Annotated in this window: 21 protein-coding genes; 13 read left to right on the top strand and 8 right to left on the bottom strand. The window is 64.1% G+C overall.

What is annotated here, in order from left to right:
- The first annotated feature begins 47 nt into the window (after positions 1 to 47).
- Genes BTO02_RS13815 through BTO02_RS13795 form a run of 5 tightly spaced genes read left to right on the top strand, consistent with a single transcriptional unit; the run spans position 48 to position 6,548 of the window.
- The gene (locus tag BTO02_RS13815; RefSeq protein WP_075157514.1) at positions 48 to 1,466 is read left to right on the top strand and encodes a PelD GGDEF domain-containing protein; all 1,419 of its coding nucleotides are present in this window, start codon (positions 48 to 50) and stop codon (positions 1,464 to 1,466) included.
- The gene (locus tag BTO02_RS13810) at positions 1,459 to 2,517 is read left to right on the top strand and encodes a hypothetical protein (protein ID WP_198039144.1); all 1,059 of its coding nucleotides are present in this window, start codon (positions 1,459 to 1,461) and stop codon (positions 2,515 to 2,517) included. Before BTO02_RS13815 ends, BTO02_RS13810 begins: the two co-directional genes overlap by 8 nt.
- On the top strand, positions 2,514 to 4,208 hold the full coding sequence (gene pelF / locus BTO02_RS13805) for a GT4 family glycosyltransferase PelF (RefSeq protein WP_075157513.1): 1,695 nt from the start codon (positions 2,514 to 2,516) through the stop codon (positions 4,206 to 4,208). The genes BTO02_RS13810 and pelF overlap by 4 nt, the downstream gene beginning before the upstream one ends.
- Positions 4,208 to 5,581, top strand: a complete 1,374-nt coding sequence (gene pelG / locus BTO02_RS13800; protein WP_075157512.1) for an exopolysaccharide Pel transporter PelG — start codon at positions 4,208 to 4,210, stop codon at positions 5,579 to 5,581. The genes pelF and pelG overlap by 1 nt, the downstream gene beginning before the upstream one ends.
- Position 5,582: 1 nt before the next feature.
- Positions 5,583 to 6,548 carry an endo alpha-1,4 polygalactosaminidase gene (locus BTO02_RS13795; RefSeq protein ID WP_075157511.1) on the top strand — a complete coding sequence of 322 codons (966 nt, stop codon included), beginning with the start codon at positions 5,583 to 5,585 and terminating at the stop codon, positions 6,546 to 6,548.
- Between the two features lie 15 nt (positions 6,549 to 6,563).
- Here the strand turns inward: BTO02_RS13795 and BTO02_RS13790 are convergent, their stop codons facing one another.
- A complete protein-coding gene (locus BTO02_RS13790) occupies positions 6,564 to 7,211 on the bottom strand; it encodes a LysE/ArgO family amino acid transporter (protein WP_075157510.1) in 648 nt (215 codons plus the stop codon).
- Between the two features lie 98 nt (positions 7,212 to 7,309).
- On the opposite strand from BTO02_RS13790, the gene BTO02_RS13785 reads away from it, so the two are divergent.
- Positions 7,310 to 8,203 (top strand): LysR family transcriptional regulator ArgP, encoded by an 894-nt coding sequence (locus tag BTO02_RS13785; RefSeq protein ID WP_075157509.1) that lies wholly within the window; start codon positions 7,310 to 7,312, stop codon positions 8,201 to 8,203.
- Between the two features lie 148 nt (positions 8,204 to 8,351).
- On the opposite strand, the gene BTO02_RS13780 is transcribed toward BTO02_RS13785, so the two are convergent.
- Together BTO02_RS13780 and BTO02_RS13775 are read right to left on the bottom strand one after the other, a co-directional pair.
- Entirely contained in the window at positions 8,352 to 9,659 is a 1,308-nt protein-coding gene (locus BTO02_RS13780; protein WP_075157508.1) for an MFS transporter, read from the bottom strand.
- Positions 9,656 to 10,726 (bottom strand): photosystem reaction center subunit H, encoded by a 1,071-nt coding sequence (locus BTO02_RS13775; RefSeq protein WP_075157507.1) that lies wholly within the window; start codon positions 10,724 to 10,726, stop codon positions 9,656 to 9,658. Before BTO02_RS13775 ends, BTO02_RS13780 begins: the two co-directional genes overlap by 4 nt.
- A gap of 529 nt (positions 10,727 to 11,255) precedes the next feature.
- Here BTO02_RS13775 and BTO02_RS13765 point away from each other — a divergent pair.
- Positions 11,256 to 12,662 carry an NCS2 family permease gene (locus BTO02_RS13765; protein ID WP_075157505.1) on the top strand — a complete coding sequence of 469 codons (1,407 nt, stop codon included), beginning with the start codon at positions 11,256 to 11,258 and terminating at the stop codon, positions 12,660 to 12,662.
- A gap of 154 nt (positions 12,663 to 12,816) precedes the next feature.
- Here the strand turns inward: BTO02_RS13765 and BTO02_RS13760 are convergent, their stop codons facing one another.
- Together BTO02_RS13760 and BTO02_RS13755 are read right to left on the bottom strand one after the other, a co-directional pair.
- Positions 12,817 to 12,999 carry a hypothetical protein gene (locus tag BTO02_RS13760; RefSeq protein WP_075157504.1) on the bottom strand — a complete coding sequence of 61 codons (183 nt, stop codon included), beginning with the start codon at positions 12,997 to 12,999 and terminating at the stop codon, positions 12,817 to 12,819.
- 106 nt (positions 13,000 to 13,105) lie between these two features.
- Positions 13,106 to 14,017, bottom strand: a complete 912-nt coding sequence (locus BTO02_RS13755; protein WP_075158862.1) for an NAD-dependent epimerase/dehydratase family protein — start codon at positions 14,015 to 14,017, stop codon at positions 13,106 to 13,108.
- A 105-nt stretch (positions 14,018 to 14,122) separates the two neighbouring features.
- Between BTO02_RS13755 and BTO02_RS13750 the strand changes: the two genes are divergently transcribed.
- On the top strand, positions 14,123 to 15,010 hold the full coding sequence (locus BTO02_RS13750) for a LysR family transcriptional regulator (protein ID WP_075157503.1): 888 nt from the start codon (positions 14,123 to 14,125) through the stop codon (positions 15,008 to 15,010).
- Positions 15,011 to 15,209: 199 nt separating this feature from the next.
- On the opposite strand, the gene BTO02_RS13745 is transcribed toward BTO02_RS13750, so the two are convergent.
- From BTO02_RS13745 to BTO02_RS13735, 3 genes are read right to left on the bottom strand one after another with little or no spacing between them, the layout of a single operon-like run.
- Positions 15,210 to 15,731, bottom strand: a complete 522-nt coding sequence (locus tag BTO02_RS13745) for a hypothetical protein (protein WP_075157502.1) — start codon at positions 15,729 to 15,731, stop codon at positions 15,210 to 15,212.
- Positions 15,732 to 15,762: 31 nt separating this feature from the next.
- Entirely contained in the window at positions 15,763 to 16,287 is a 525-nt protein-coding gene (locus BTO02_RS13740; protein WP_198039143.1) for a hypothetical protein, read from the bottom strand.
- A gap of 24 nt (positions 16,288 to 16,311) precedes the next feature.
- Positions 16,312 to 16,857 carry a DUF6531 domain-containing protein gene (locus BTO02_RS13735; protein ID WP_075157500.1) on the bottom strand — a complete coding sequence of 182 codons (546 nt, stop codon included), beginning with the start codon at positions 16,855 to 16,857 and terminating at the stop codon, positions 16,312 to 16,314.
- A gap of 282 nt (positions 16,858 to 17,139) precedes the next feature.
- Between BTO02_RS13735 and hutH the strand changes: the two genes are divergently transcribed.
- From hutH to hutI, 5 genes are all read left to right on the top strand, one after another.
- Positions 17,140 to 18,663: a histidine ammonia-lyase gene (gene hutH, locus BTO02_RS13730; protein WP_075157499.1), complete on the top strand. Its 1,524-nt coding sequence runs from the start codon at positions 17,140 to 17,142 to the stop codon at positions 18,661 to 18,663.
- A gap of 1 nt (position 18,664) precedes the next feature.
- Positions 18,665 to 19,360, top strand: coding sequence for a histidine utilization repressor (gene hutC, locus BTO02_RS13725; RefSeq protein ID WP_075157498.1), 696 nt, complete (start codon positions 18,665 to 18,667; stop codon positions 19,358 to 19,360).
- A gap of 115 nt (positions 19,361 to 19,475) precedes the next feature.
- Positions 19,476 to 21,164: a urocanate hydratase gene (hutU, locus tag BTO02_RS13720; protein ID WP_075157497.1), complete on the top strand. Its 1,689-nt coding sequence runs from the start codon at positions 19,476 to 19,478 to the stop codon at positions 21,162 to 21,164.
- A 14-nt stretch (positions 21,165 to 21,178) separates the two neighbouring features.
- The gene (locus BTO02_RS13715; protein ID WP_075158861.1) at positions 21,179 to 21,802 is read left to right on the top strand and encodes a HutD/Ves family protein; all 624 of its coding nucleotides are present in this window, start codon (positions 21,179 to 21,181) and stop codon (positions 21,800 to 21,802) included.
- Positions 21,803 to 21,844: 42 nt separating this feature from the next.
- The gene (hutI, locus tag BTO02_RS13710) at positions 21,845 to 23,062 is read left to right on the top strand and encodes an imidazolonepropionase (protein WP_075157496.1); all 1,218 of its coding nucleotides are present in this window, start codon (positions 21,845 to 21,847) and stop codon (positions 23,060 to 23,062) included.
- Positions 23,063 to 23,145: the final 83 nt, after the last annotated feature.

The raw sequence follows: 23,145 nt of genomic DNA, 5'->3' as shown, positions 1-23,145 counted from the left end.
CGGCGCATGCCGTCATCGGGTTTTAGACAAGCCATCAGGAGTCGGCCGTGAATACCGCCACTTCCCGACCGGACAGCAGCGCGAACGCGGCAGCCGTGAAGCCGCGCAGCGCGCACCCGTTCGGTCATCTGAATGCCGTGCGGCGCTTCGTGGCGCCTGCGGTCACGCGGCCGTTCGCGATCGTCGAGACGGTCGGCTTCATGCTGATCGTCTGCCTGCTGTGCTGGCATTTCGATCCGTCCGACCCGCTGCTGCTCGACACGGGCTTTCCGTGGCTCTGGTTCGCGACGCTCGTGGTCGCGCTGCGCTACGGCACGCTGCTCGGTCTTCTGGCGAGCGCCATGCTGGTCGGCGCCTGGCTCGTGCACACGCACGGCGGCGGCGACGCATGGCCGACGACGTTTTTCATCGGCGGCCTGTTGCAGACAATTCTCGTCGGTCATTTCGGCGATATCTGGGGCGCGCGCGCGGCACGCGCGAACGCGCTCAACGGTTATCTGAACGACCGGCTCGTCGCAATCACGAATAGCCACTATCTGATGCGTCTATCGCATGAGCGGCTCGAGAAGGACCTGCTGTCGAAGCCGACCACGCTGCGCGATTCGATTACCGAGTTGCGCCGGCTGTCGGTCGCGCACGGCCTCGAGGCGCCGCGCACGCGTGCCGCGGACGATATGCCCGGGGCGCACGAACTGCTCGAATTCGTCGCGCAGGCATGCCAGATCGAAGTGGCCGCGCTGTTTCCCGTGCAGGGCGGCAAGGCCGGCGCCGCGGCGCTCGCGCGCGTGGGCGACGCGTTCGAACTCGATGCGCACGACGACCTCGTGGCGCGCGCGCTCGAAACGAAGAGCGTTGCGCATCTGCGCAGCGACGAACGGCCGGTCGTGCATACCTCGCTGCTCGTCTGTGCGCCGGTGGTCGCCGCGGACGGCGATGTGCTCGCGCTCGTCGCGATCCGGCGTATGCCGTTCCTGTCGCTGAACTTCGACAATCTCCAGTTGCTGCTCGTTTTGCTCGGCTATTACGCGGATGGCGTCGAGCACTCGCGGCAGGTGCGCGAGATTCTCGATGTCGTGCAGAACTGCCCGTACGACTTCGCGCTCGATCTGAGCCGGCTCTCGCGGCTTGCGCGCTCGGCGGGCATCGCGTCGTCGCTGGTCGCGCTCGTATTCCCGCATGACGACGCCGGCGATTCGTTCTTCGAGCATGTGATGCGCCGGCGCCGCTCGCTCGATCTGCTGTGGCCGATCAGGACCGAGGGCAAGTCGGTGCTCGTGAATCTGATGCCCGCGACCGACGAGACCGGCGTCGACGGCTATCTCGCGCGTATCGAAGCAAGCCTGCGCGTGCAGTTCGATCTCGATCTCGAAGGCGCGCGCATCGGCGTGCATACGCTGCATCTGGGCAGCGGCGCGCCGGGCCCGGCGTTGCGAGGGCTGCTGACACGCAGCGGCATCGATGGCTAGGCGCGAGCGCTCGTCGAGCGTTTCCAACGGTTCGAACGCGTGGCGCGTGGTGTTGTCCGTGCTGGCCCTGCTGGCGATCGTTGCGCTGGCACTCGTGCAGGGCAGCGTGCTGTGGCAACTCGCGCCCGGTGCGACCGTCGAAGGGCCGATCCTGCCCGCGATGCTGCTCGACGCGATCTGCGGCGCGCTGCAGGCCGTGCTGTTCCGCCTGCTGCTGCCGCCACGGTATCGCGAGCCGCGCGGCTTCACGCTGCTGTTCCTGTGGCTCTTCTGCACGTTCGTCCCGGTCGCGGCCGGCCTCGTCCTGCTCGCGAGCTGCATATGGGCTGCCTGGTTTCCAGGCAAGCGCAGCGACGACGATCTCGAAGAAGTGCCCGCACCGGAGTTCGTCACGTATCTGATGTCGCGCGTCTCGCACGGCGGCGGCGCGCGCCTGCAGGCGCGGCTCGTCAATACGCAGGTCAATGCATCGGACCGGCTGTCCGCGCTCGTCGCGATCCAGAGCATGCCGACGCGCACCACGGGCACGTTGCTGCGCGATCTGCTCGCCGATCCGATCGAAGACGTGCGGCTGATTGCATACGGCACGCTCGATCAGGCCGAGAACGACGTGATGCAGAAAATTTTCCAGACCGCGCAGACGCTCGAACTCGCGCAGACCGATAGCGAGCGTCACGCGATCAACCGGCAACTGGCCGAGCTGTATTTCGAGCTCGTTTATCAGAACCTCGTGCAGGGCGCGGTCTATACGCACACGCTCGAGCAGGCCGACCATTACGCGAGCGCCGCACTCGAGATCGACGCCGGCGATGCTGCGCTCTGGTTGATCCGCGGGCGTCTCGCGCTCGCACAAGGCGCGGCCGCCGATGCCGCGGGCTATCTGGCGCGCGCCCAGGCGCTCGGTTTTCCGCGCGAGCGCCTCGTGCCGTGGCTCGCCGAAGCCGCGTTCCTGCAACGCGATTACGCGCGCGTGGCCGAATTGCTCGCGTCGCTCGGCCACGCATCGGCGCTGCCGCTGCTCAAACCCGTCGTTCAATACTGGTCGCCATGAATTCGTCACTTTTTCGTCGCGCCGCCGATGCCGATGTCTGCCTGCTGCTCGAAGGCACGTTCCCGTACGTGCGAGGCGGCGTGTCGAGCTGGGTCAATCAGATGATCCGCTCGTACCCGGGAATTCGCTTTGCGATCGCATTCGTCGGCAGCCGCGAAGAGGACTATCACGGCGCCGCGTATGAGCTGCCCGATAACGTCGTCCACTTCGAAGCGCATTACCTGTATGAGGCGGCACCGGCCGACAGGCAGACGGCGCGCGAAATTCCCGGCGATGCGGCCGCATTCGCAAAATCGGCCCAACTGCACGATGCATGGCGTAACCGGCACGGCGCAAATCCGGCCGCGCTGATGGCCGACCTCGTGCACCTGATCGGCGACGACGGACCGCTCAACGAGCAGCAATTCGTGTCGAGCCGCGCGGCATGGGACTTTATCGTCGATCAGTACCATCGGCATTGCACGGACCCGTCGTTTACCGACTACTTCTGGACCGTGCGCATCATGCACAAGCCGCTGTGGCAGCTCGCGCGCATTGCCGCGCAATTGCCGCCGGCGCGCGTGTACCACACGGTATCGACGGGCTATGCGGGCTTTCTCGGCGCGCTGCTGCACTACCGCACCGGCCGGCCGCTGCTCGTCTCCGAGCATGGCATCTACACGAAAGAACGCAAGATCGACCTGCTGCAAAGCCAGTGGATTCGCGACAACCGTGGCGCGTTCGAGCGCGACATCTCGAAGATCAGCTATTTCCGCGAACTGTGGGTGCGCTTCTTCGAAGCGCTCGGCAAGCTCGCGTACGACGCCGCCGACGATATCGTCGCGCTCTACGAAACGAACCGGCAGCGGCAGATCGCCGATGGCGCCGATGCGGCGCGTACGCGCAATATTCCGAATGGCGTCGATGTCGACGGGCTGGCGCCGCTCGTCGCCAAACGCGCGCCGCATGAGCCCGATCAGGCGCGGGCCGGCAAGGTCGTCGCGCTGATCGGCCGCGTCGTGCCGATCAAGGACATCAAGACGTTTATCCGCGCGATTTTCATTGCGTCGCGCACGATGCCCGATATCGAAGGATGGATTGTCGGACCGGAAGAAGAAGACCCGGCCTATGCACAGGAATGTCGCGCGCTCGCGCAAAGTCTCGGCCTCGCGCGGCACGTGAAGTTTCTCGGCTTTCAGCGCATCGATGAAATCCTGCCGCAAGTCGACGCGCTTGCCTTGACGTCGATCAGCGAGGCGTTGCCGCTGGTCGTGCTCGAAGGGTTCGCCGCGGGCGTGCCGTCGATTACGACGGACGTCGGATCGTGCCGGCAGCTGATCGAAGGCTATGGCGACGAAGACCGTGCGCTCGGCGCGGCCGGCCTTGTCGTGCCGATCGCGAACCCGGCCGCCTTCGCGCAGGCGGTGCTCGAACTGCTCGGCGACGTGCCGCGCTGGCGAGCCGCGCAGGCAGCGGGCCTCGAACGCGTGCGCCGCTTCTATACGAAGGCTCAGATGATCGATCAATATCGCGAACTGTACGAGCGGCTTGCCGCCGCGCCGACGCGGACCGCGCGTGGCGGCGCGAACGACGCGGGCGGCGCGGCAGGCATCGCATCGGGCATGACGGGTTGCCCGGTGCACGCGGGCGCGCGCGCAGCCGCGGCCGGCACAGCGGGCGTACAGCCTTCGCAAGCGCAGGAGAATCGCTGATGGCAGGCATTGGTTTCGAGCTTCGCAAGATCCTGCGGCGCGACACGCTGACCGGCGCGATGCGCGCCTACGCGTACGCGGGGCTGATCAGTTCCGGGCCGCTGATCATGTCGATCGTCGGCATTCTCGTGATCGGCCTGATGAGCCTTGCGTTCACGATCCCGAAATACGCGATCGTGCAATTCCAGGTGTCGGTCACTTACCTGATTGCGGGCAGCCTGATTCTGACGGGGCCGCTGCAGCTGTCGTTTACGCGCTTCATTTCAGACCGCCTCTTCGAAAAGCGCGACGATCTCGTGCTGTCGAACTACAACGGCGTCGTGCTGGTCTCGACGGCTGCGTCGGGAATCGTCGGCTATCTCGCCGTGTGGCTCGGTTTCGGCGGCGAGCCGCTGCTGTACCGGCTGCTGATGGTCGCGGGCTTTGTCGTGATCAGCAATATCTGGATCGCGGTGATCTTTCTGTCGAGCGTCAAACAATACCGGCAGATTCTTGTCGTATTTTTTATCGGTTACGGCTGCACGGTCGCGTTCGCGCTGATGCTGAACCGGCACGGCATTGCGGGGCTGCTGGGCGGCTTCGTCGCGGGGCATGTCGTGCTGCTCACGGGCCTTTCCGGGCTCATTTACCGGAACTACCGCAGCGAGCGTTTTATTTCGTTCGAAGCGTTCGAACGACGTTTCGCGTATCCGAGTCTCGCGCTGGCCGGTTTGCTGTTCAATCTCGGCGTGTGGCTCGACAAGTTCATGTTCTGGTACGCGCCGGCCACGGGGGCGACCGTGATCGGGCCGCTGCATGCGTCGGTGATCTACGATATTCCGGTGTTTATCGCCTATGTATGCGTGATGCCCGGCATGGCGACGTTTCTCGTACGTATCGAGGCTGACTTCGTCGAGTACTACGACGCGTTCTACGATGCGGTGCGCAGCGGCGCGACGCTGCGCCATATCAACGACATGCGCGACATGATGGTGTCGAGCATCCGCGCGGGCCTTTACGAGATCGTCAAGATCCAGGCGGTGGTGCTGCTGCTTATTCTTGCGTTCGGCAGGTGGGTGCTCGATGCACTGCACATCTCCACGCTGTATATGCCGCTGCTGATTCTCGACGTGATCGCGGCAAGCCTGCAGGTGCTGCTGCTCGGTTTGCTGAACGTATTCTTCTATCTCGATGCGCGGCGCTCGGTGCTGAAGCTCTGCGTCGCTTTTGTCGCGCTGAACGGCGTGCTGACCGGCATCACGTTGCGGCTTTCGCCCGACACGTATGGCTACGGCTTTGCGCTGACGCTGCTGATTCTCGTCGTCGCGGCCGTGCAGATGCTCGACCGCAAGTTCGCAAGGCTCGAGTACGAAACTTACATGCTGCACAACTGAGATGACCGCGCTCGCGAATCTGTTCGCACGGCTTGGCCCACCCTGGGTGCAGATCGCGTGCGTGGCGGCGGTACTCGTGCTGTTATCGGCTATCTGTGCGCGGCCGGCACTGGCAGCCTGCTCGCGCGGAGCGAAAGGCGGTGTCGGTGCGGTGGCCCTGTTTTACGGCGAACAGGTGCCGGTCGATCAGCTGTCGAAGTTCGATACGGTAGTGGTCGAAGCGGATAGCGGCTTCGATCCGCGCACGGTATCTTCGATGGCGGCGGCGAACGGCGCAGACAGGTCGCGCTGTACGAAATGGTATGCCTATGTGAGCGTCGGCGAGGTCACGAAGGATCGCGACTACCTGGCGTCGATGCCGAAGCAGTGGCTGATCGGGCGCAATGCGGAGTGGGCCTCGGCGGTGATCGATCAGGGCGCGCCCGGTTGGCCGCAGTTTTTTGTCGAACACATCATTGCGCCGCTGTGGGCGCGCGGCTATCGCGGCTTTTTCCTCGATACGCTCGATTCGTGGCAACTGATCGCGAAGACCGATGCCGCGCGTGCGCGGCAGCAGGCAGGACTCGTCAATACGATTCGCGCGCTTAAGGCGCGTTATCCGGACGCGCAACTCATTTTTAACCGGGGCTTCGAAGTGCTGCCCGAGCTTCACGGCGACGTCGCGGCGGTTGCATTCGAATCGCTGTACGGCAACTGGGACCAGGGCAAGCAGCGCTATGGAGCCGTACCGGCCGACGACCGCGAATGGCTGCTCGATCAGGCGCGCACGATTCGCGAGCGTTACCGGTTACCGGTAATTTCGATCGATTATTGCGCGCCGGACGATGAAGCGTGCCGGCGCGACATCGCCGCAAAAATCTGCGCGGCAGGCATCGAGCCGTATGTGACCGATGGCGCGTTGCGCACGGTCGGCGTCGGTGCGGATGCGGCATGCCGGGCGCGGCTCGATGCCGCGCAACGCAACTGAGCCGGCGGCATCGAATCAGCGGAACTGCGCGAGCGCGAGCAACAACACCATCCCGCCGATTGCACCATCGAGAACGCGCCATGCGTTGGCGCGACGAAATAGCGGCGCAAGCACGCGCGCGCCATAACCAATCGCGACGAACCATCCTGCGCTGACCGCCATTGCACCGAGCGCGAATGCGGTACGCGCGCCTTCCGGCTCGCGTGCGCCGGCCGTGCCGATCAGCAGAAACGTGTCGAGATACACATGCGGATTGAGCCATGTGAACGCGAGCGTCATCAAGATAATCGGAATCGTGCGCTGCGTTTCGCGGGCGGATGCAGTCGAAGACGCAACCCGCGACGCGTCGGAGCCTTGCGCATCGAGGACCTTGCCGCTCGGCCGTAGCGCGCGGCGCAACGCGCTGATGCCGAACCATGTGAGATAGGCGAGGCCGACGTACAGCAGCGTGTGGATAAACACGGGATAGCGGCTGACCAGTGCCGAGGCGCCGCCGACGCCCGCGCCGATGAGGATAAAGTCCGACAGCGCGCACAGCAGCACGATCTTGCCGACATGCGCGCGCATGATGCCTTGCCGCAGGACAAATGCGTTTTGCGCACCGATCGTCACGATCAGCGACGCGCACAATGCGGCGCCATGAGAAAAAGATATCCAGTTCATCGCGTATCAAAACAATATAAAAGGGTGGATCGCCGCAGTCTGAAGTAATCTGTTGGCTAAGAAAACCTAATTCTCTTAACACCGGTTAAGGAACGCTAATGCTCGACTACGCATTGCTGGATGCGCTTGCGGCTGTGGTCCGTCATGGATCGTTCGAGCGTGCCGCACGCGAACTGAACGTCACGCCATCGGCGGTATCGCAGCGCGTGAAGCTGCTCGAGGAGCGCGTGGGCAGCGTGCTCGTCAAGCGCGGCTCGCCATGTGTCGCCACCACTTCAGGTGCGCTGCTGTGCCGGCATACGGAGCGCGTGCAGTTGCTCGAGGCTGAACTGGCCGGCCCGCTTCCCGCGCTGCCGGGCGCGCAGTTGCAGGCGTGGCCCATGCTGCGCGTCGCGGTGAACGACGACAGCGTGGGGACATGGTTCATCGATGCGGTTGCGGGCTTTTGCACCGAGCGTGAAATGCTGCTCGACCTCGTGATCGACGACCAGGACCACACGGCCCAGCTGATCCGCGACGGCAGCGTGCAAGGCGCGGTGACCACCCAGGCCGAGCCGGTGCAGGGCTGCCGCTCGACGCGGCTGGGCCGCATGCGGTACCTCGCGGTCTGCACGCCGGCATTTCACGCGCGGCACTTCGCCGGGGGCGTGACGCGCGACACGCTGCGCCGCGCGCCGTGCATCGACTTCAATCCGAAGGACGAACTGCAGAAGCGCTTCATGCGCAAGATCACGCGCGCGGAAGTCGATCCGCCGAAGCACTGGATTCCGCACGTTGCCGGTTTCATGCGCGCATGCATGACGGGGCTCGGCTGGGGCATGTGCCCGGAGCGGATGGTTGCGCCGGCTCTCGCTCGCGGGGAACTGATCGACATCTTGCCGGGCAGGCATCTCGACGTCGATCTGTACTGGCAAAGCTGGCGTCTCTCGATTGGCTGGCTCGACGAATTCGGCCTTGCGTTGCGCAAGCAGGCGGCGCAACTGCTCGATTGAATCGGGGAATCGGCAGCGCACATCGGCAGCGCACATCGGCAGCGCACATCGGCAGCGCACATCGGCAGCGGGCGACACCGCTGCGGGCATGCAACGGCGGCTTCGTTCCGCCCACGAGTCTGCGCGCGTTACCGGTTACCGGTCACCGTTACCGCGCTTCCGGCAACGCATCGGCTTTCTGCTGCGCGCCCCCGTTGCGCGTCTCCGGCATCGCGGCCCACACGAGCAGCACGGCAAGCGCGCCGGCGCCCGCGAGGCCGAAGAAGCTCACCGCATTGCCGAAGCGGTCTGCGACAAAGCCCGCCAGCGACGTGCTTAGCGTCGCGCCGATGCCCGCCGCGAGCCCGAAGAGCCCGATGCACAGGTTGTAGCGGCCCTTGCCGCCCGCGACGTCGGCGGCGATCAGCGGCAGCATCACGCCGAACACCGCGGCGCTGATGCCGTCGAGCATCTGTACCGGCACGAGCAGATACGGGCTGCTCACGCCCGCAAACAGCAGCGCGCGAATCGGCAATGCGGAAAAGCCGAGCAGCAGGATCGGCCGCCGGCCCCAGCTTTGTGCGGTGCGTCCGACCCACGGCGAGAGCAGCGCGACGATTGCCTGCGGCACGATGATGCACGCGGCGATCACGAGCTGAACGTTGTCGCCCATGCCCGCGGTCACTTCGCCGGCGGCGAGGTTCAGCATCGCCGCGTTCGACAGATGGAACAGCACGACGCAGACCGCGAACACGAGCAGCCGCTTGTCGCGCAGCAGTTCGAGAATCGACTCGCGCTGCTCGGGCTCGACAGGCGCATCGTCCGGCGCCGCATCCGCGGGCAACGTCGGCTCGGCGTCGCCGGGCGGCGGTTCGTGCGGGCCTGGCGCACCTCGCGCGCGCGGCAGCACTGTCGGCAGATGAATCATCGTCAGCGCGAAAAGCGCGGGCATGGCGAGAGCGGCGGTCAACCAGAACACTGCGCGCGCCGAGAAGTATTCGCCGGTCAGCCCCATCAGCCCCGCCGCGACGGCGCTGCCGATCGATGCCCAGCGCGCGTTGCGGCCAAGCCGGTCGCCGAGATCGGCGCGCCCGACGAGCGAGAACGAGATCGCCGCCATCGCCGGCACGAGCATGCAGCTCGCGAAGCCGTGCAGCACTTCGGCGGCCATCACAGGCAGCACGGTTGGGCTGACCGCCAGCAGCAGCGCGCTGGCGATGATCGCGATGGTCGCCCATGCGGCGGCGGCTTTCTTGTTGCGCAGCGCGTCGACGGCTGCGCCTCCCGGGATCTGGCTCACCATCGCGCTGATCGTGCCGACCGATAGCGCGAGACCGATTTCGCCCTGGGTCCATTTGTGTGTCGCAAGATACGACGCGATAAACGGCCCGAACCCCGTCTGCACGTTCGCGACGAAGAAGTTGAGCCAGTCGAGGGCGCGGAGACTGCGTGCGTTGACCATGTGCCGGCTCGTCATCGGGAAGTGCGCGCGGAAGAAGCCGTCGCGCCGGACGACGAAGCAGGCGGCGAAGCCGGGGACGCCGCGCGAGACGGGGCGCCGCTCGCGGCCGGCGCCGATGCACTCGATGCGGGAGCCTGCGGCGGCGCGGGCGACACCGCGACGATCGGCTTGCCGTTTTCATACGAGGGCGACGCCTTGATCTGCGCCTCGTTCAGATCCATCAGCGCGTGCAGCGACTTGTCCTTCGGCGTGAAATGCAGCGCGGACCAGCTCGCCGCAATCGAGCGGCGGTCGAGATTGATGATGCCGCTCACGTCGATGATGACCGCTTGCGGTTGCGCGTTGCCGTCGACCAGCACATCGATCACGCGTCCAACCTGTGCGCCGTTCGGCCGTGCGACGGTCGCGTCGAGCAACTGAAGCTGGCCGTCCGGCACCGGCGGCGCGGGCGGAATGCCGGCAAGCGGCGTGGCAAGCGAGGTCGATGGCTTCGCGCGGCCCACCGATGCCATCTGGTTCGGCGGCAATGTGATCGTGATCGGGGCGGGCTTCGCGGTCGGATTGAAGCGGAACGCGTTCCACGGGAAGCTTGCCTTGCGGTCGCCGATGCCCATGAAGCCTTGCAGATTGACGACGAGTTCGCGCGGCGCGCCATGCACGTCGACGGTCAGATCGACCGCGCGGCCGATCACCTTGCCGTCGGGCTTCTGCACTTCGCTGTCGAGCAGGCCTCGCACCGTGCCGCGGTCGATCGCATGCGTCACGATCAGCGGCGGCGGAGGAGGCGGCGGCGGAGGCGGAGGGGGCGGCGGAGGGGGCGGCGGCTCGACCTTGTGCGGCCGCGCGATCACCCGCTTGGGCTTTTTCGGCTGAGCCGGCTCGGCCGGTTCCGTTTCCTCGGGCTCGCTCTCGACGAGCGGCAGCGCAGGCGGCTCGACGATGGTCGGCACCGCCTCGACAATCGGGGCGGGCTCCTGATGGGTCGGGCCGAACAGCGCGCAGCCCGACAGCGCGAGGGCCGCGAGCGCCAGGACGGCGAGAAACAGTAGTCGGAAAGCCGGACGTAGGAAACCGCCGCTCATCAACAGGGACTCCGTGCGTGAAGCGGGATGCGTTTGAACATCGCCGCGATCGGTGCAGTGAAACGTGCCGTGAAACTGGCTGTAAAAGTTGCTGCGAAACCTGCTCTGCAGCGCGCGAGCCTCGCATTCATCGCGAGCGTGAATGCGAGGCGCAAAGCGCGCCGCGGACAGAGTTTAACCTGCTGCGGCGGCCAGGCCGGGTTTGCGGCGCGTCGCGTATCGCCACACGACGCGCTTTAGCGCGTTTTTCCTCGTAGGTGTAAACACCCGGCACGCGTGCCGCGACTCCCGCGCGCTCGGCGATATAAGCATCGAGACATGCCGGGCATGCCTTCGCTGCGATAGGAGACATATTTGTCTTCACCTACGCTTCGCAACTACAGAAAAGGCGGCGGCGCACGCGTGCTGCGATACGAACAGGCGGCACAAGCGGCACAAGCCGCACAAGCCGTACGACAACTCGACGAGACGAACCTGATGACGGCTTCCGCATGGCCGTTTCAGCTTGCTGATAAAGGAGGCACTCACCATGATGGAAACAGAGGCGCATGCGCAAAGCTTGCCGGCAACCGGCCTCGACGGCGACCCCGCCGCATTCGAAGGCGCGGCTGAGGGAATGATCGACCGCTACTTCGAAGTGTCGGCGCGCGGCAGCACGCAGCGCCGCGAAGTCGTGGCGGGCATCACGACGTTTCTCGCGATGGTGTACTCGGTGTTCGTCGTGCCAGGCATGTTCGGCAAGGCCGGCTTCGACACCAGTGCGGTATTCGTCGCCGTCTGTCTGACAACGGCGTTCGGCTCGCTGCTGATGGGCGTATGGGCGCGCTTGCCGATCGCCATCGGCTGCGCGATATCGTTGACCGCGTTTACCGCGTTCGGGCTGGTGCTGGGCAAGGGATTGCCTCCGACCGTCGCATTGGGCGCCGTGTTTCTGATGGGCCTTGTGTTCACCGCGATTTCGGTGACGGGCGTGCGCTCATGGATTCTGCGCAATTTGCCGGCGGGCGTCGCGCACGGCACGGGCATCGGCATCGGGCTCTTTCTGCTGCTGATCGCGGCCAACGACGTCGGGCTCGTGGTGAAGAATCCGGGGCCTGGCATGCCGGTGTCGCTCGGCCATATCACGTCGCTGCCGGCGCTGATGTCGGTGATCGGGCTCGCGGCGATTTTCGGGCTTGTGCGGCGCCGCGTGCCGGGCGCGATCCTGATTGTGATTGTCGCGATCTCGGCGCTTGCGCTGCTGCTCGACCCGGCGGTCGCGTTTCATGGCGTGTTCGCGTTGCCGTCGTTGAGTGCACCGGGACATACGTCGCTGATCGGCGCGATGGACCTGAAAGGCGCGTTGTCGCTCGCGGTGCTGCCGAGCGTGCTTGCACTCGTGATGACCGCGGTGTTCGATGCGACGGGCACGATTCGCGCGGTTGCGGGGCAGGCGGGGCAACTCGATCAGAACGGCCGCATCATCAACGGCGGCCGCGCGTTGACGGCCGATTCGGTCAGTTCGATTTTTTCCGGCCTGATGGGCGGCGCACCGGCTGCCGCATATATCGAATCGACCGTCGGCGTGGCCGCCGGCGCGAAAACGGGTCTCGCGGCCGCGGTCGTCGGGCTGCTGTTTCTTTGCGTGATGTTCTTTTCGCCGCTCGCGGCGCTCGTGCCGTCGTATGCGACCGCGCCCGCGCTGATGTATGTCGGGCTCCTGATGCTGTCGAGCGTCAGCAAGCTGCATATGGACGATATGGTCGACGCGATGTCGGGTCTCGTCTGCGCCGTTTTTATCGTGCTGACCGCGAATATCGTGACTGGCATCATGCTCGGCTTCTGCACACTCGTGATCGGTCGGATCGTGAGCGGGGAGTACAGCAGGCTCAATGTCGGGACGGTGGCGATCGCAATCGTTCTTGCGGTGTTCTATCTGGGCGGCTGGGCGATCTGATCCGATCAGAGCGCGCTTGAATTAACCCGGTAATGCGTAACGCCTGTTGCGGGTGTTTAGCGGTTGCCGGTTAGCGGTTTCCTCCACGGGTGCGGCGCGGTTCCCTTGCGCGGCGCCCGTTGTTTTATACGCGCCCACTGAGGCACACGCCGCGCTATAACGACATTTCGAAAGCGGGCTTGAGAAACAGATGGATCGCCATCACGACGAGCCCCATCGCGGCGACGGCGAGCGTCAGCGTCCCATACTCGTCGTATCGCATGTCGTACATACAAGCGACAAGAAAGAGAATCGCAAGCAGATTGGTTAGCCAGTCGAAGTTGAGCGCGAGCAACATCGGCGAATCCGGGCTCGCCCGGAAGAATCGTTTGTTCAGGTGAGCCGATTCTATCGAGTTGACCTTACGGATTCGCAACGAAGTCGCGCAAATGAGACGTAAGCTGTTATTCAGCCGATGCCGTGCGCATGTCCTGTTTGATCCAGTCGATCACCGACGTGCGCTTCGGCGTCCAACCGAGCAGTTCGCGCGCGCGCGTGCCGCGCACGCGGCTGTTCGAACCGAGGCCGTACGAGGCCATTTCGTAGCCCCATTCTTTCTTCGCTTCCTCGAGCGGCCAGTCTTGCGGCGCGCCGAGACCGAGCGCGTCGGCAATCGCCGTGCTCATCTCGCGAAACGACGCCTCGCCGCTTTCGACGAAATAGAACGTGCCGGCGGGCGTTTTATCGAGCGCGAGACGATAAAGTTCGACCACGTCGTCGATATGCACGTTCGACCAGATATTGCCGCCGCTGCCGACGTGCCTGACGATGCCGCTCTTTTGCGCCTGACGGATGAGTCGCGGCAACTGCACGCTTGCGCTGCCCTTGATCGCGCCGTGCCCATAGATCAGCGTATTGCACAGCACGGCCGAGCGAACGCCGCGTTTCGCGGCGTCGAGCACGAGCTGATCGATGGCCACGCGAGCGGCTTTATCGGCAGTTGGTTCGGGTAACGAATCTTCGCGATAGATCGCAGCCGCGCCGGCTTCGCCGCCCGACGCATCGCCGACGATGCTCGAGCCGCTCGTATGCAGAAACGGCTTGTTCGAACCGGCAAGGCCTTCGATCAGCGCTTCGACCGCGCCGCGATGATCGCTGCTTGCTGCGTTGATGACGGCGTCGGCCGCTTGTGCCTGCGCGACCAGCAGTGCGCGGTCGTCGAGCGAACCGATGACGGGGACGATGCCGAGCCGTTCGAGTTCGGCAGCCTGTTCGGGCTTGCGGATCAGACCGGTGACGTGATGCCCCGCGCGCACGAGGCCGGCGGCGATCGAACCGCCGATAAAGCCGTTCGCGCCTGTGATGAAGATATTCACGATGTTCTCCCATACCGCGCGTTGCGGCGTTGAACGCAGTATGCGGCCGGCTGATTCTCGCAAAAAGCGTGTTAGTCTCAAATCACACTTGATTTGAAATCAACAATGAAAACTTCGACCGATGAACTGCTCGTGTTCGTGACGGTGATCGATAGCGGATCGATCACGGCGGCTGCGGAAAGGCTGCAGCAAACGGTGTCGGGCGTGAGCCGCGCGCTGTCGCGGCTCGAGAAGAAGCTCGACACCGCGCTCGTGCGGCGCACGACGCGGCGTTTGCAACTGACTGAAGAAGGCGAGCTGTATCTCGCCAAAGCGCGCGCGATCCTTGCTGCGATGGAAGAGGCCGAGGAGTCGGTCGCACGGCGGCGCAGGCGCCCTTCGGGGCCGTTGCGCGTGGATGCGGCCTCGCCGTTCATGCTGCATTGCATAGCACCGCATATGAAGGCGTTTTCGGCCTTGTATCCGGAAATCAGGCTCGAACTGACGAGCAACGAACGGACCGTCGATCTGTTGAGGCAGCGTGTGGATATTGCGATCCGCATCGGCGAGTTGCAGGACTCGACGCTGCATGCGCGCGCGTTGGGCAGCAGCAAGCTGAGGATCGTGGCGAGTCCTGGGTATGTCGCGGAGCGTGGGGTGCCGCGCTCGGTGGATGCGTTGCACGAGCATCGGCTGATCGGGTTTACGGCGCCTGAACATTTGAACCGGTGGCCGCTGCGCGACGGCGAACGCGACTTATTGAAGATCGAGCCGGGTATTGCGGCGTCGAGCGGGGAGACGTTGCGCAGGCTGGCGATCGACGGGTGGGGCATCGCGTGCCTTGCCGACTTCATGATTGCCGGCGATTTGCGGGAAGGGCGGCTTGTGCCGGTGCTGGAGAACGTGATGGTCGATCGGCGGCAGCCGATTCATGCGGTGTACTACCAGAGTGCGTCTTTGGCCGGTCGGGTGAAGTGTTTTCTGGATTTTATTCAACAGAGGGTGAGGCTTTAGCTTGAAGCTGTCGAAGCCGGGTATGGCGAGGTTTTCGTTTTCGCCGGCGATGAAATTGAGCATGTCGGGAAGCGTGAAGGTAAATTTCGCCGCTGTTGGAGGTGACGGCGCGGGGTACATAACGGTTGTAGATTTCGTCGGTTATCTGTCAGTGGGTCATCGAGCAGCTGCATACTCGCTGAACAAGTGCCCGGTGTGGCTAATCGAGCAACCGGATCAGGCGATGCGCTTCGTCGGCCGGGATATAGTCGTGAGGGAACGGCGTCGCCGGGAACGGTGCCCGGCTTTGGATGCGCGCCAGTTCGATATCGTAGAGGCCGTATATGTGCCAGTTCATCGATAGCGGGAAGAACGCGTATTCGTTCGTGTAGCCCATCGCATAGTTCACATTTTCGATGAAGTTGACCGAGCTGTAGAGTTCATTGAAATAGTCGCGCTCGTTGGCGCGAGTATCGAGCTTCATCGCGGGGAAGTCTCCAGCCGTCAGGATGAGGTTGTCGCTAGCCAACGCGAGGACATCGACGAAATAGTATTCGGAATCACCGTTTTCATGCGACAAGGCATTGACAAATTCTATAAAGCCGGCAACTCGAAATTCCAGCCAGTCAAAGTACGCGACCTTATCGCCATATCGATTGGCGTCATGGGTTTTCCAGTTCGCGATTTCCCCGGAGATCCGTCGCAATTGGTCGAACGTTTGATCGTCTCGGACGATTGCCATTGCATACTCGCTGAACAAGTGCCCGGTGTCACTAATCGAGCAACCGGATCAGGCGATGCGCTTCGTCGGCCCGGATATAGTCGTGAGGGAACGGCGTTGCCGGGAACGGTGCCCGGCTTTGGATGCGCGCCAGTTCGATATCGTAGAGGCCGTATATGTGCCAGTTCATCGATAACGGGAAGAACGCGTATTCGTTCGTGTAGAACATGGTGTAGTAGTCCATGTCTTTTATAAAATTCACCTTCCGGTCGAGTTCGTGAAAATAGTCGCGCTCGCTGATCTGGCAGTCGAACCTTATTGCGGGGAAATCTCCGGCGGTGAGCACAAGGTCGTCGCGCGACATTGCGCAAACATCGACAAAGTAGTACTCGGCGTCACCGTTCGCATGCGAAAGCGCATTGACGAAATTTAAAAAATTGGCGACCTTGAACTCCATCCAGTCGCAATATTCGATGTTCTGCCCGTATTTGTCCGGGTCATGTGACCTCCAGTTCGCGATTGAGCTACACGTTTGCCGTAGGCGATCGAAGGTGGGACGGTCTTGGATGATACTCATAGCTAGCTCACTTCAGGCGGATCTCTACACTGATTGGGTCGGTCCCTCTGCGATAGTCCGCGGTGGGTGTTCCTGTTGGCCATCGTGCGTGCTGACCGATAGCAGTACGCCCGCGGACGAATACGCCTCGGCGGTATCGGTCGTCAGGTCGGTGAGCGTCCACCCGTTCGTGCCATCGCGTAGCGCAAACGAGGCCGTGCCTTTTCCACGCCACGCGCCGTTCGTTTTGACAAACGTGACAGGCTCGCCATCTTCGCGATAGGCGATCACCTGAGGCGAAGCGGCACGCGCATTCGTCAGGTCGAGCTGGCGCTGCCAGTTATGAAACCAGCCCGAACCGACGCCCGCGTCCGGATGAAGATGCGGTACTGATCGATACGTACGTCGAAACGTCACCGGCGTATCGCCGCCGCTGACGAAATCGGCCTCGGCAAGCGTCGTGACGCCGGTGCCCGGATAAACCGGATCGGCGACCGGGCAACTCGTTTCCGGCGCGACCGGCTCCGGCGCATTGCAATAGCGATTGATGCGATCGAGGCTGGCCGTGCCGCTTGCGCGGCAGCGAAGCATAAAGACCCATTCGAATTTTCTCTCGTCGTATGTGTTTATTACCCGCGACAACGGGCATCACGATAAATGCACATCCAACAAAAAAACCGTCGAACGATCCGAATCTGGCCGCGACTTTTCCTGTTCTGCGCAGAGTCCGCATATCCGTCCGGCCACCGCCCCGAAACGCTTTCCCCTAATGGAATTCCCCGACTGCCCTGCCTGCAAAAACGACTTGTATATACAACTCGAAACGGCTAGACTTCCGCCATCACTTCACTTGTCTAGACAGGAACGCCGTCCATGATCCTCACGCCTGGCTGCCTCACCTTGCCGCAACTGCGCCAGATCGCACGCGAGCAGGTCACGCTTGAACTGGATCCCGCGAGCTTCGCCGCCATCGATGCCTGCGCGAACGCGGTCCGCAATATCGCGGCGAAAGGCGAGCCCGCGTACGGCATCAACACCGGCTTCGGGCGCCTTGCCAGCACGCATATCCCGCACGATCAGCTCGAACTGCTGCAACGCAATCTCGTGCTGTCGCACGCGGTGGGCGTCGGCGAGCCGATGTCGCGTCCGGTCGTGCGCCTGCTCATGGCACTGAAACTTTCCAGTCTGGGCCGCGGTCATTCCGGCATTCGCCGCGAAGTGATCGACGCGTTGATCGCGCTTTTCAACGCAGATGTGTTGCCCGTGATTCCGGTCAAGGGCTCGGTCGGCGCATCGGGCGATCTCGCGCCGCTCGCGCATATGTCGGCCGTGCTGCTCGGCGTCGGCGAAGTATTCAGCAAGGGCGAGCGCATGTCGGCCGTCGACGGTCTGCATCTCGTTGGTTTGAAGCCGCTCACGCTGCAGGCGAAAGAAGGTCTCGCGCTACTGAACGGCACGCAGGCGTCGGCCGCGCTCGCGCTCTATAACCTGTTCGCGATCGAAGACCTGTATCGCACGGGCCTCGTCGCAGGCGCGTTGTCGGTCGATGCGGCAGCAGGCTCGGTCAAGCCGTTCGACGCACGCATTCACGAACTGCGCGGACATCGAGGCCAGATCGAAGCGGCGGCCGCCTACCGGTCGCTGCTCGACGGGTCGGCGATCAATCTGTCGCATCGCGATTGCGGCAAGGTGCAGGACCCCTACTCGTTGCGCTGCCAGCCGCAGGTCATGGGCGCATGCCTGGATCAGATGCGTCATGCTGCCGACATTCTGCTGATCGAAGCCAATGCGGTTTCCGATAACCCGCTGATCTTTCCCGACACCGGCGAAGTGCTGTCCGGCGGCAACTTCCACGCGGAGCCCGTCGCGTTCGCCGCAGATAATCTCGCGCTCGCCGCGGCCGAAATCGGCGCGCTCGCCGAGCGCCGCATCGCGCTGCTGATCGATGCGACGCTGTCGGGCCTGCCGCCGTTTCTCGTCAAGGATGGCGGCGTCAACTCCGGTTTCATGATCGCGCACGTTACGGCGGCCGCGCTTGCTTCGGAAAACAAAACACTCGCGCATCCGGCGTCGGTCGATTCGCTGCCGACCTCCGCGAATCAGGAAGATCACGTATCGATGGCGACGTTCGCCGCCCGCAAGCTCGCCGATATCGCCGAAAACACCGCGAACATTCTCGCGATCGAACTGCTTGCCGCAGCGCAAGGCGTCGATCTGCGTGCCCCGCATCGCACGAGCCCTGCACTGCAGCGCGTGATGAGCGTGGTGCGCAACGAAGTGCCGCACTATGAACTCGACCGCTATTTCGCGCCGGACATCGCCGCGATCACGCGCCTCGTGCAAAACGGCGCGATCGGCGCGCACAGCCCGCTCGAATTTGCATCCGGGCGTCGCTGACATGAGCGCTCCCGCCTATCAGGGCATCAAGGACTTCATCCTCGGCCGCATTCATGCAGGCGAATGGGCCGAAGGCGACCTCGTGCCGTCGGAAAACGAGCTTGCGCGCGACTTCAATGTCGCGCGCATGACGGTGAACCGCGCGCTGCGCGAGCTGACCGCCGAGCAGGTGCTCACGCGCGTGCAGGGCTCGGGCACCTTCGTGGCGCGTCCGAAATACGAGTCGACGCTGGTCGCGATCCGCAGCATTTCGGATGAAATCGTCGCGCGCGGTCATCGTTATCACGCGAAGGTGCTGCACATCGGCGGCGAAATCGCCGATGCCGCGCTTGCGGACGAGATGCAGCTGAAAGCGCGCAGCCCGATCTTCCATTCGCGCGTGCTGCATTTCGAAAACGACGAAGCCGTGCAGCTCGAAGAGCGCTGGGTCAATCCCGCCGCCGCGCCCGACTACGCACAGCAGGACTTCACGAACACGACGCCGAACCAGTACCTGGTACGCGTCGCGCCGTTGCAGCGCGTCGAATACCGGATCGAGGCACTGGCCGCCGACGGGACCACCCGCGAGCTGCTGTCGATGGACGACGCCGAGCCGTGTCTCGTGCTGCACCGGCGCACATGGTCGCAAGGCATCGTCGCGTCGGTGGCCAACCTCTGGCACCCGGGCAGCCGCTATCGGTTTACCGGACATTTCTGAGCGCGCGCAGCGTTGCCGCGCAGTTGCCCTTTACCGCTGCAGTCGCCGTTTTTATTTCGTTGTCGTGGCCGCGGTTTCCAAGCCGCTTCTATCCGCACTTTCAAGGCTCATCACCATGAACAACCCGAAGCATATCGATCCGCGTCTCGACCCGTCGCGCACGGTCCGCGCGCCGCGCGGCAGCGAGAAGACCTGCAAGAGCTGGCTGACCGAAGCCGCGTACCGGATGATCCAGAACAATCTCGACGCGGAGGTCGCCGAGCATCCGCATGCGCTCGTCGTCTATGGCGGGATCGGGCGCGCGGCGCGCAACTGGGATTGCTTCGATCAGATTCTCGCGTCGCTGAAAGATCTCGACGACGACGAGACGCTGCTGATCCAATCGGGCAAGCCGGTCGGCGTGTTTCGCACGCATCCGGACGCGCCGCGCGTGTTGCTCGCGAACTCGAATCTCGTACCGCACTGGGCGACGTGGGACCATTTCCACGAACTCGACCGCAAGGGCCTCATGATGTATGGGCAAATGACCGCGGGCAGCTGGATCTACATCGGCAGCCAGGGCATCGTGCAGGGCACGTATGAAACATTCTTCTCGGTCGCGAATCAGCATTTCGACGGCAAGCCGCAAGGCCGCTGGATTCTGACAGGCGGCCTGGGCGGGATGGGCGGCGCGCAGCCGCTTGCCGCGACGATGGCGGGTTTCTCGATGATCGCCGTCGAATGCGACGAGACGCGCATCGACTTTCGCCTGAAGACGCGTTACGTCGATAAAAAGGCGAAGACGCTCGACGAAGCGCTGGCGATGCTCGACGAAGCGAAGGCCGGCGGCAAGCCGGTCTCGATCGGTCTGCTCGGCAATGCAGCCGATGTCTTCGCCGAACTCGTGAAACGCAACATCACGCCCGATTGCGTGACCGACCAGACGAGCGCGCACGACCCGATCAACGGTTACCTGCCGCAAGGCTGGAATGTCGCGGACTGGCGCGAACGTCAGAAGACCGACCCGCAAAGCATCGTCACGCCGGCCAAGCAGTCGATGGCCAACCAGGTGCGCGCGATGCTGACACTGCAGCAGCGCGGCGCCGCGACGCTCGATTACGGCAATAACATCCGGCAGATGGCGCTCGACATGGGTGTCGAAAATGCATTCGATTTTCCGGGCTTCGTGCCAGCTTATGTGCGTCCGCTGTTTTGCGAAGGGAAGGGGCCGTTCCGATGGGTCGCGCTGTCGGGCGACCCCGAGGATATCTACAAGACCGATGCGAAAGTGAAGGAGCTGATTCCAGGCGATGCGCATCTGCACAACTGGCTCGATATGGCGCGCGAACGGATTGCTTTTCAGGGCCTGCCCGCCCGCATCTGCTGGGTCGGCGTCAACGACCGCTATCGCCTGGGCCAGGCGTTCAACGAAATGGTCAGGAAAGGCGAACTGAAGGCGCCGATCGTGATCGGCCGCGATCATCTCGACACCGGTTCGGTCGCAAGTCCGAATCGCGAAACCGAAGCGATGCTCGACGGCTCCGACGCCGTCAGCGACTGGCCGTTGCTCAATGCGATGCTGAACACAGCGGGCGGTGCGACCTGGGTGTCGCTGCATCACGGTGGCGGTGTCGGCATGGGGTATAGCCAGCATGCGGGCGTCGTCATCGTTGCGGATGGCACCGACGCCGCGCATGCGCGACTGGGCCGCGTGCTGTTCAACGACCCGGCAAGCGGTGTGATGCGTCATGCCGATGCTGGTTACGACCTCGCACGCAAGACCGCGGCCGAGGCAGGACTCAAGCTGCCGATGCTGGGCCGATGAACAGGATGCCGCGCATGGAGCCCAAAACCACGGCGATGCAAACCTCGCTGCTTCGCGGCGCGGACCTGATTGCGGCGCCATGGAAAAATGGCGGCGGCGTCACGCGCGAGATCGCGGCCTATCCGCATGGCGCAGGCTTCGACACGTTTATCTGGCGCGTGAGCCTCGCCGACGTCGCGCAGCCGGGACCGTTCTCGTCTTTCGCAGGCATCGACCGTACGCTCGTGCTGCTGTCCGGTGCGGGCATGCTGCTCGATGAAGCGCAAGGGCGCACGTATGCGCTCGAGCAACCGTACGACATCGCGCGCTTTGCCGGCGAAACGGCGATCGACGCGCGGCTTGTCGACGGCGCGACACGCGACTTCAACCTGATGATCCGGCGCGGCGCCGCAACAGGCGAAATAGACGTATGGCGCGACGGCGAGTTTCGTCGCATCTGCGCGGATACGCTGCTCCTGTTCTGCAGCGCAGGTTCCGTGGACGTGGCGCTCGCCGGCATCGACGGATCGGTTGCGCTTGCAACGAACGACACGTTGCGGATCGATGATGCGCGGCAGGTGTCGCACTGTGCCGTGAGCGGCACTGGCACCGTGCTTGCCATATCGATCCGCTATCGGGAGCAGGCGGCGCGAATCTGAGCCGAGCGCGGCTGGCGCGCATTCTTATCGAGCGAACCGACCATGAAGCAAACCGTCTGGCAGCACCTCAAGCTTTGCGCGCAGGGCGATCCGAACGACACGATCGCCGATGCCGCGATCGCGGTGCAGAACGGCCGCATCGAATGGCTCGGCGCCGCGCACGAACTGCCGGCCGCATACCGTGGCTGGCCGCGCGAAGATCTGGGCGGCGCGTGGGTTACGCCCGGGCTCGTCGAGTGTCATACGCATCTCGTCTACGGCGGACAGCGTGCCGATGAATTCGCGCAGCGCCTCGCCGGCGTCAGCTACGAAGAGATCGCGCGGCGCGGCGGCGGCATCGTGTCGACCGTGCGCGCGACGCGCGCCGCCGCCGACAACGCGCTGCTGCGCGCCGCCGCCGCCCGGCTCGAACCGCTGATCGCCGAAGGCGTCACCGCGATCGAGATCAAATCCGGCTACGGTCTCGACCTCGAAAACGAGCGCAAGATGCTGCGCGTCGCGCGGCAACTGGGCGAGCGCTATCCGGTGTCCGTCTACACGACGTTTCTTGGCGCGCATGCATTGCCGCCCGAATACGCGGGCCGCGCCGACGAATATATCCGCGAGGTGTGCGAACGGATGCTGCCCGCGCTGGCCGACGAGGGACTCGTCGATGCCGTCGACGTGTTCTGCGAGCGCATCGGTTTTTCGCTGGCGCAGAGCGAGCGCGTATTCGAGGCCGCGGCGCGCTACAACCTGCCGGTGAAGATGCACGCGGAACAGCTATCGAACAGCGGTGGCGCGGTGCTCGCTGCACGCTTTCGCGCGTTGTCCGCGGATCACCTCGAATATCTCGACGAAGCGGGCGTTGCCGCGATGAAAGAAGCCGGCACCGTCGCAGTGCTGTTGCCGGGCGCGTACTACTTCATCCGCGAAACGCAATTGCCGCCGCTCGAACTGCTGCGCCGCCACGCGGTGCCGATCGCGATTTCGACCGACAGCAATCCGGGCACCTCGCCTGTCACCTCGCTGCTGCTGATGATGAACATGGCCGCCACGCTATTCCGCATGACGGTACCCGAGATACTGCAGGCCGTGACGCGTCATGCGGCACAGGCGCTCGGCAAGGCCGATGTGCACGGCGTACTCGCGGCTGGCCGCGCGGCCGATTTTGCGGTGTGGTCGGTCGAGTCGCTTGCGGAACTGCCGTACTGGATCGGGCGGCCGTTGTGTGCGCGCGTCGTGCGGGCCGGCGAGACCGTTCACGCGAGCAGGACCTGAATAAACTTCGCGCGGCCGCTCGACTCGCCAACGAGCCCACCGTCGCGCGAACCTGATTCCTGTCGCGCGACGCCCTGTCGCGC

This window comes from Paraburkholderia sp. SOS3, from assembly GCF_001922345.1.
Classification (GTDB): Bacteria; Pseudomonadota; Gammaproteobacteria; order Burkholderiales; family Burkholderiaceae; genus Paraburkholderia.
The sequence above is the reverse complement of the archived record's forward strand: the minus strand, read 5'-3'. Positions and strand labels throughout refer to the sequence as shown.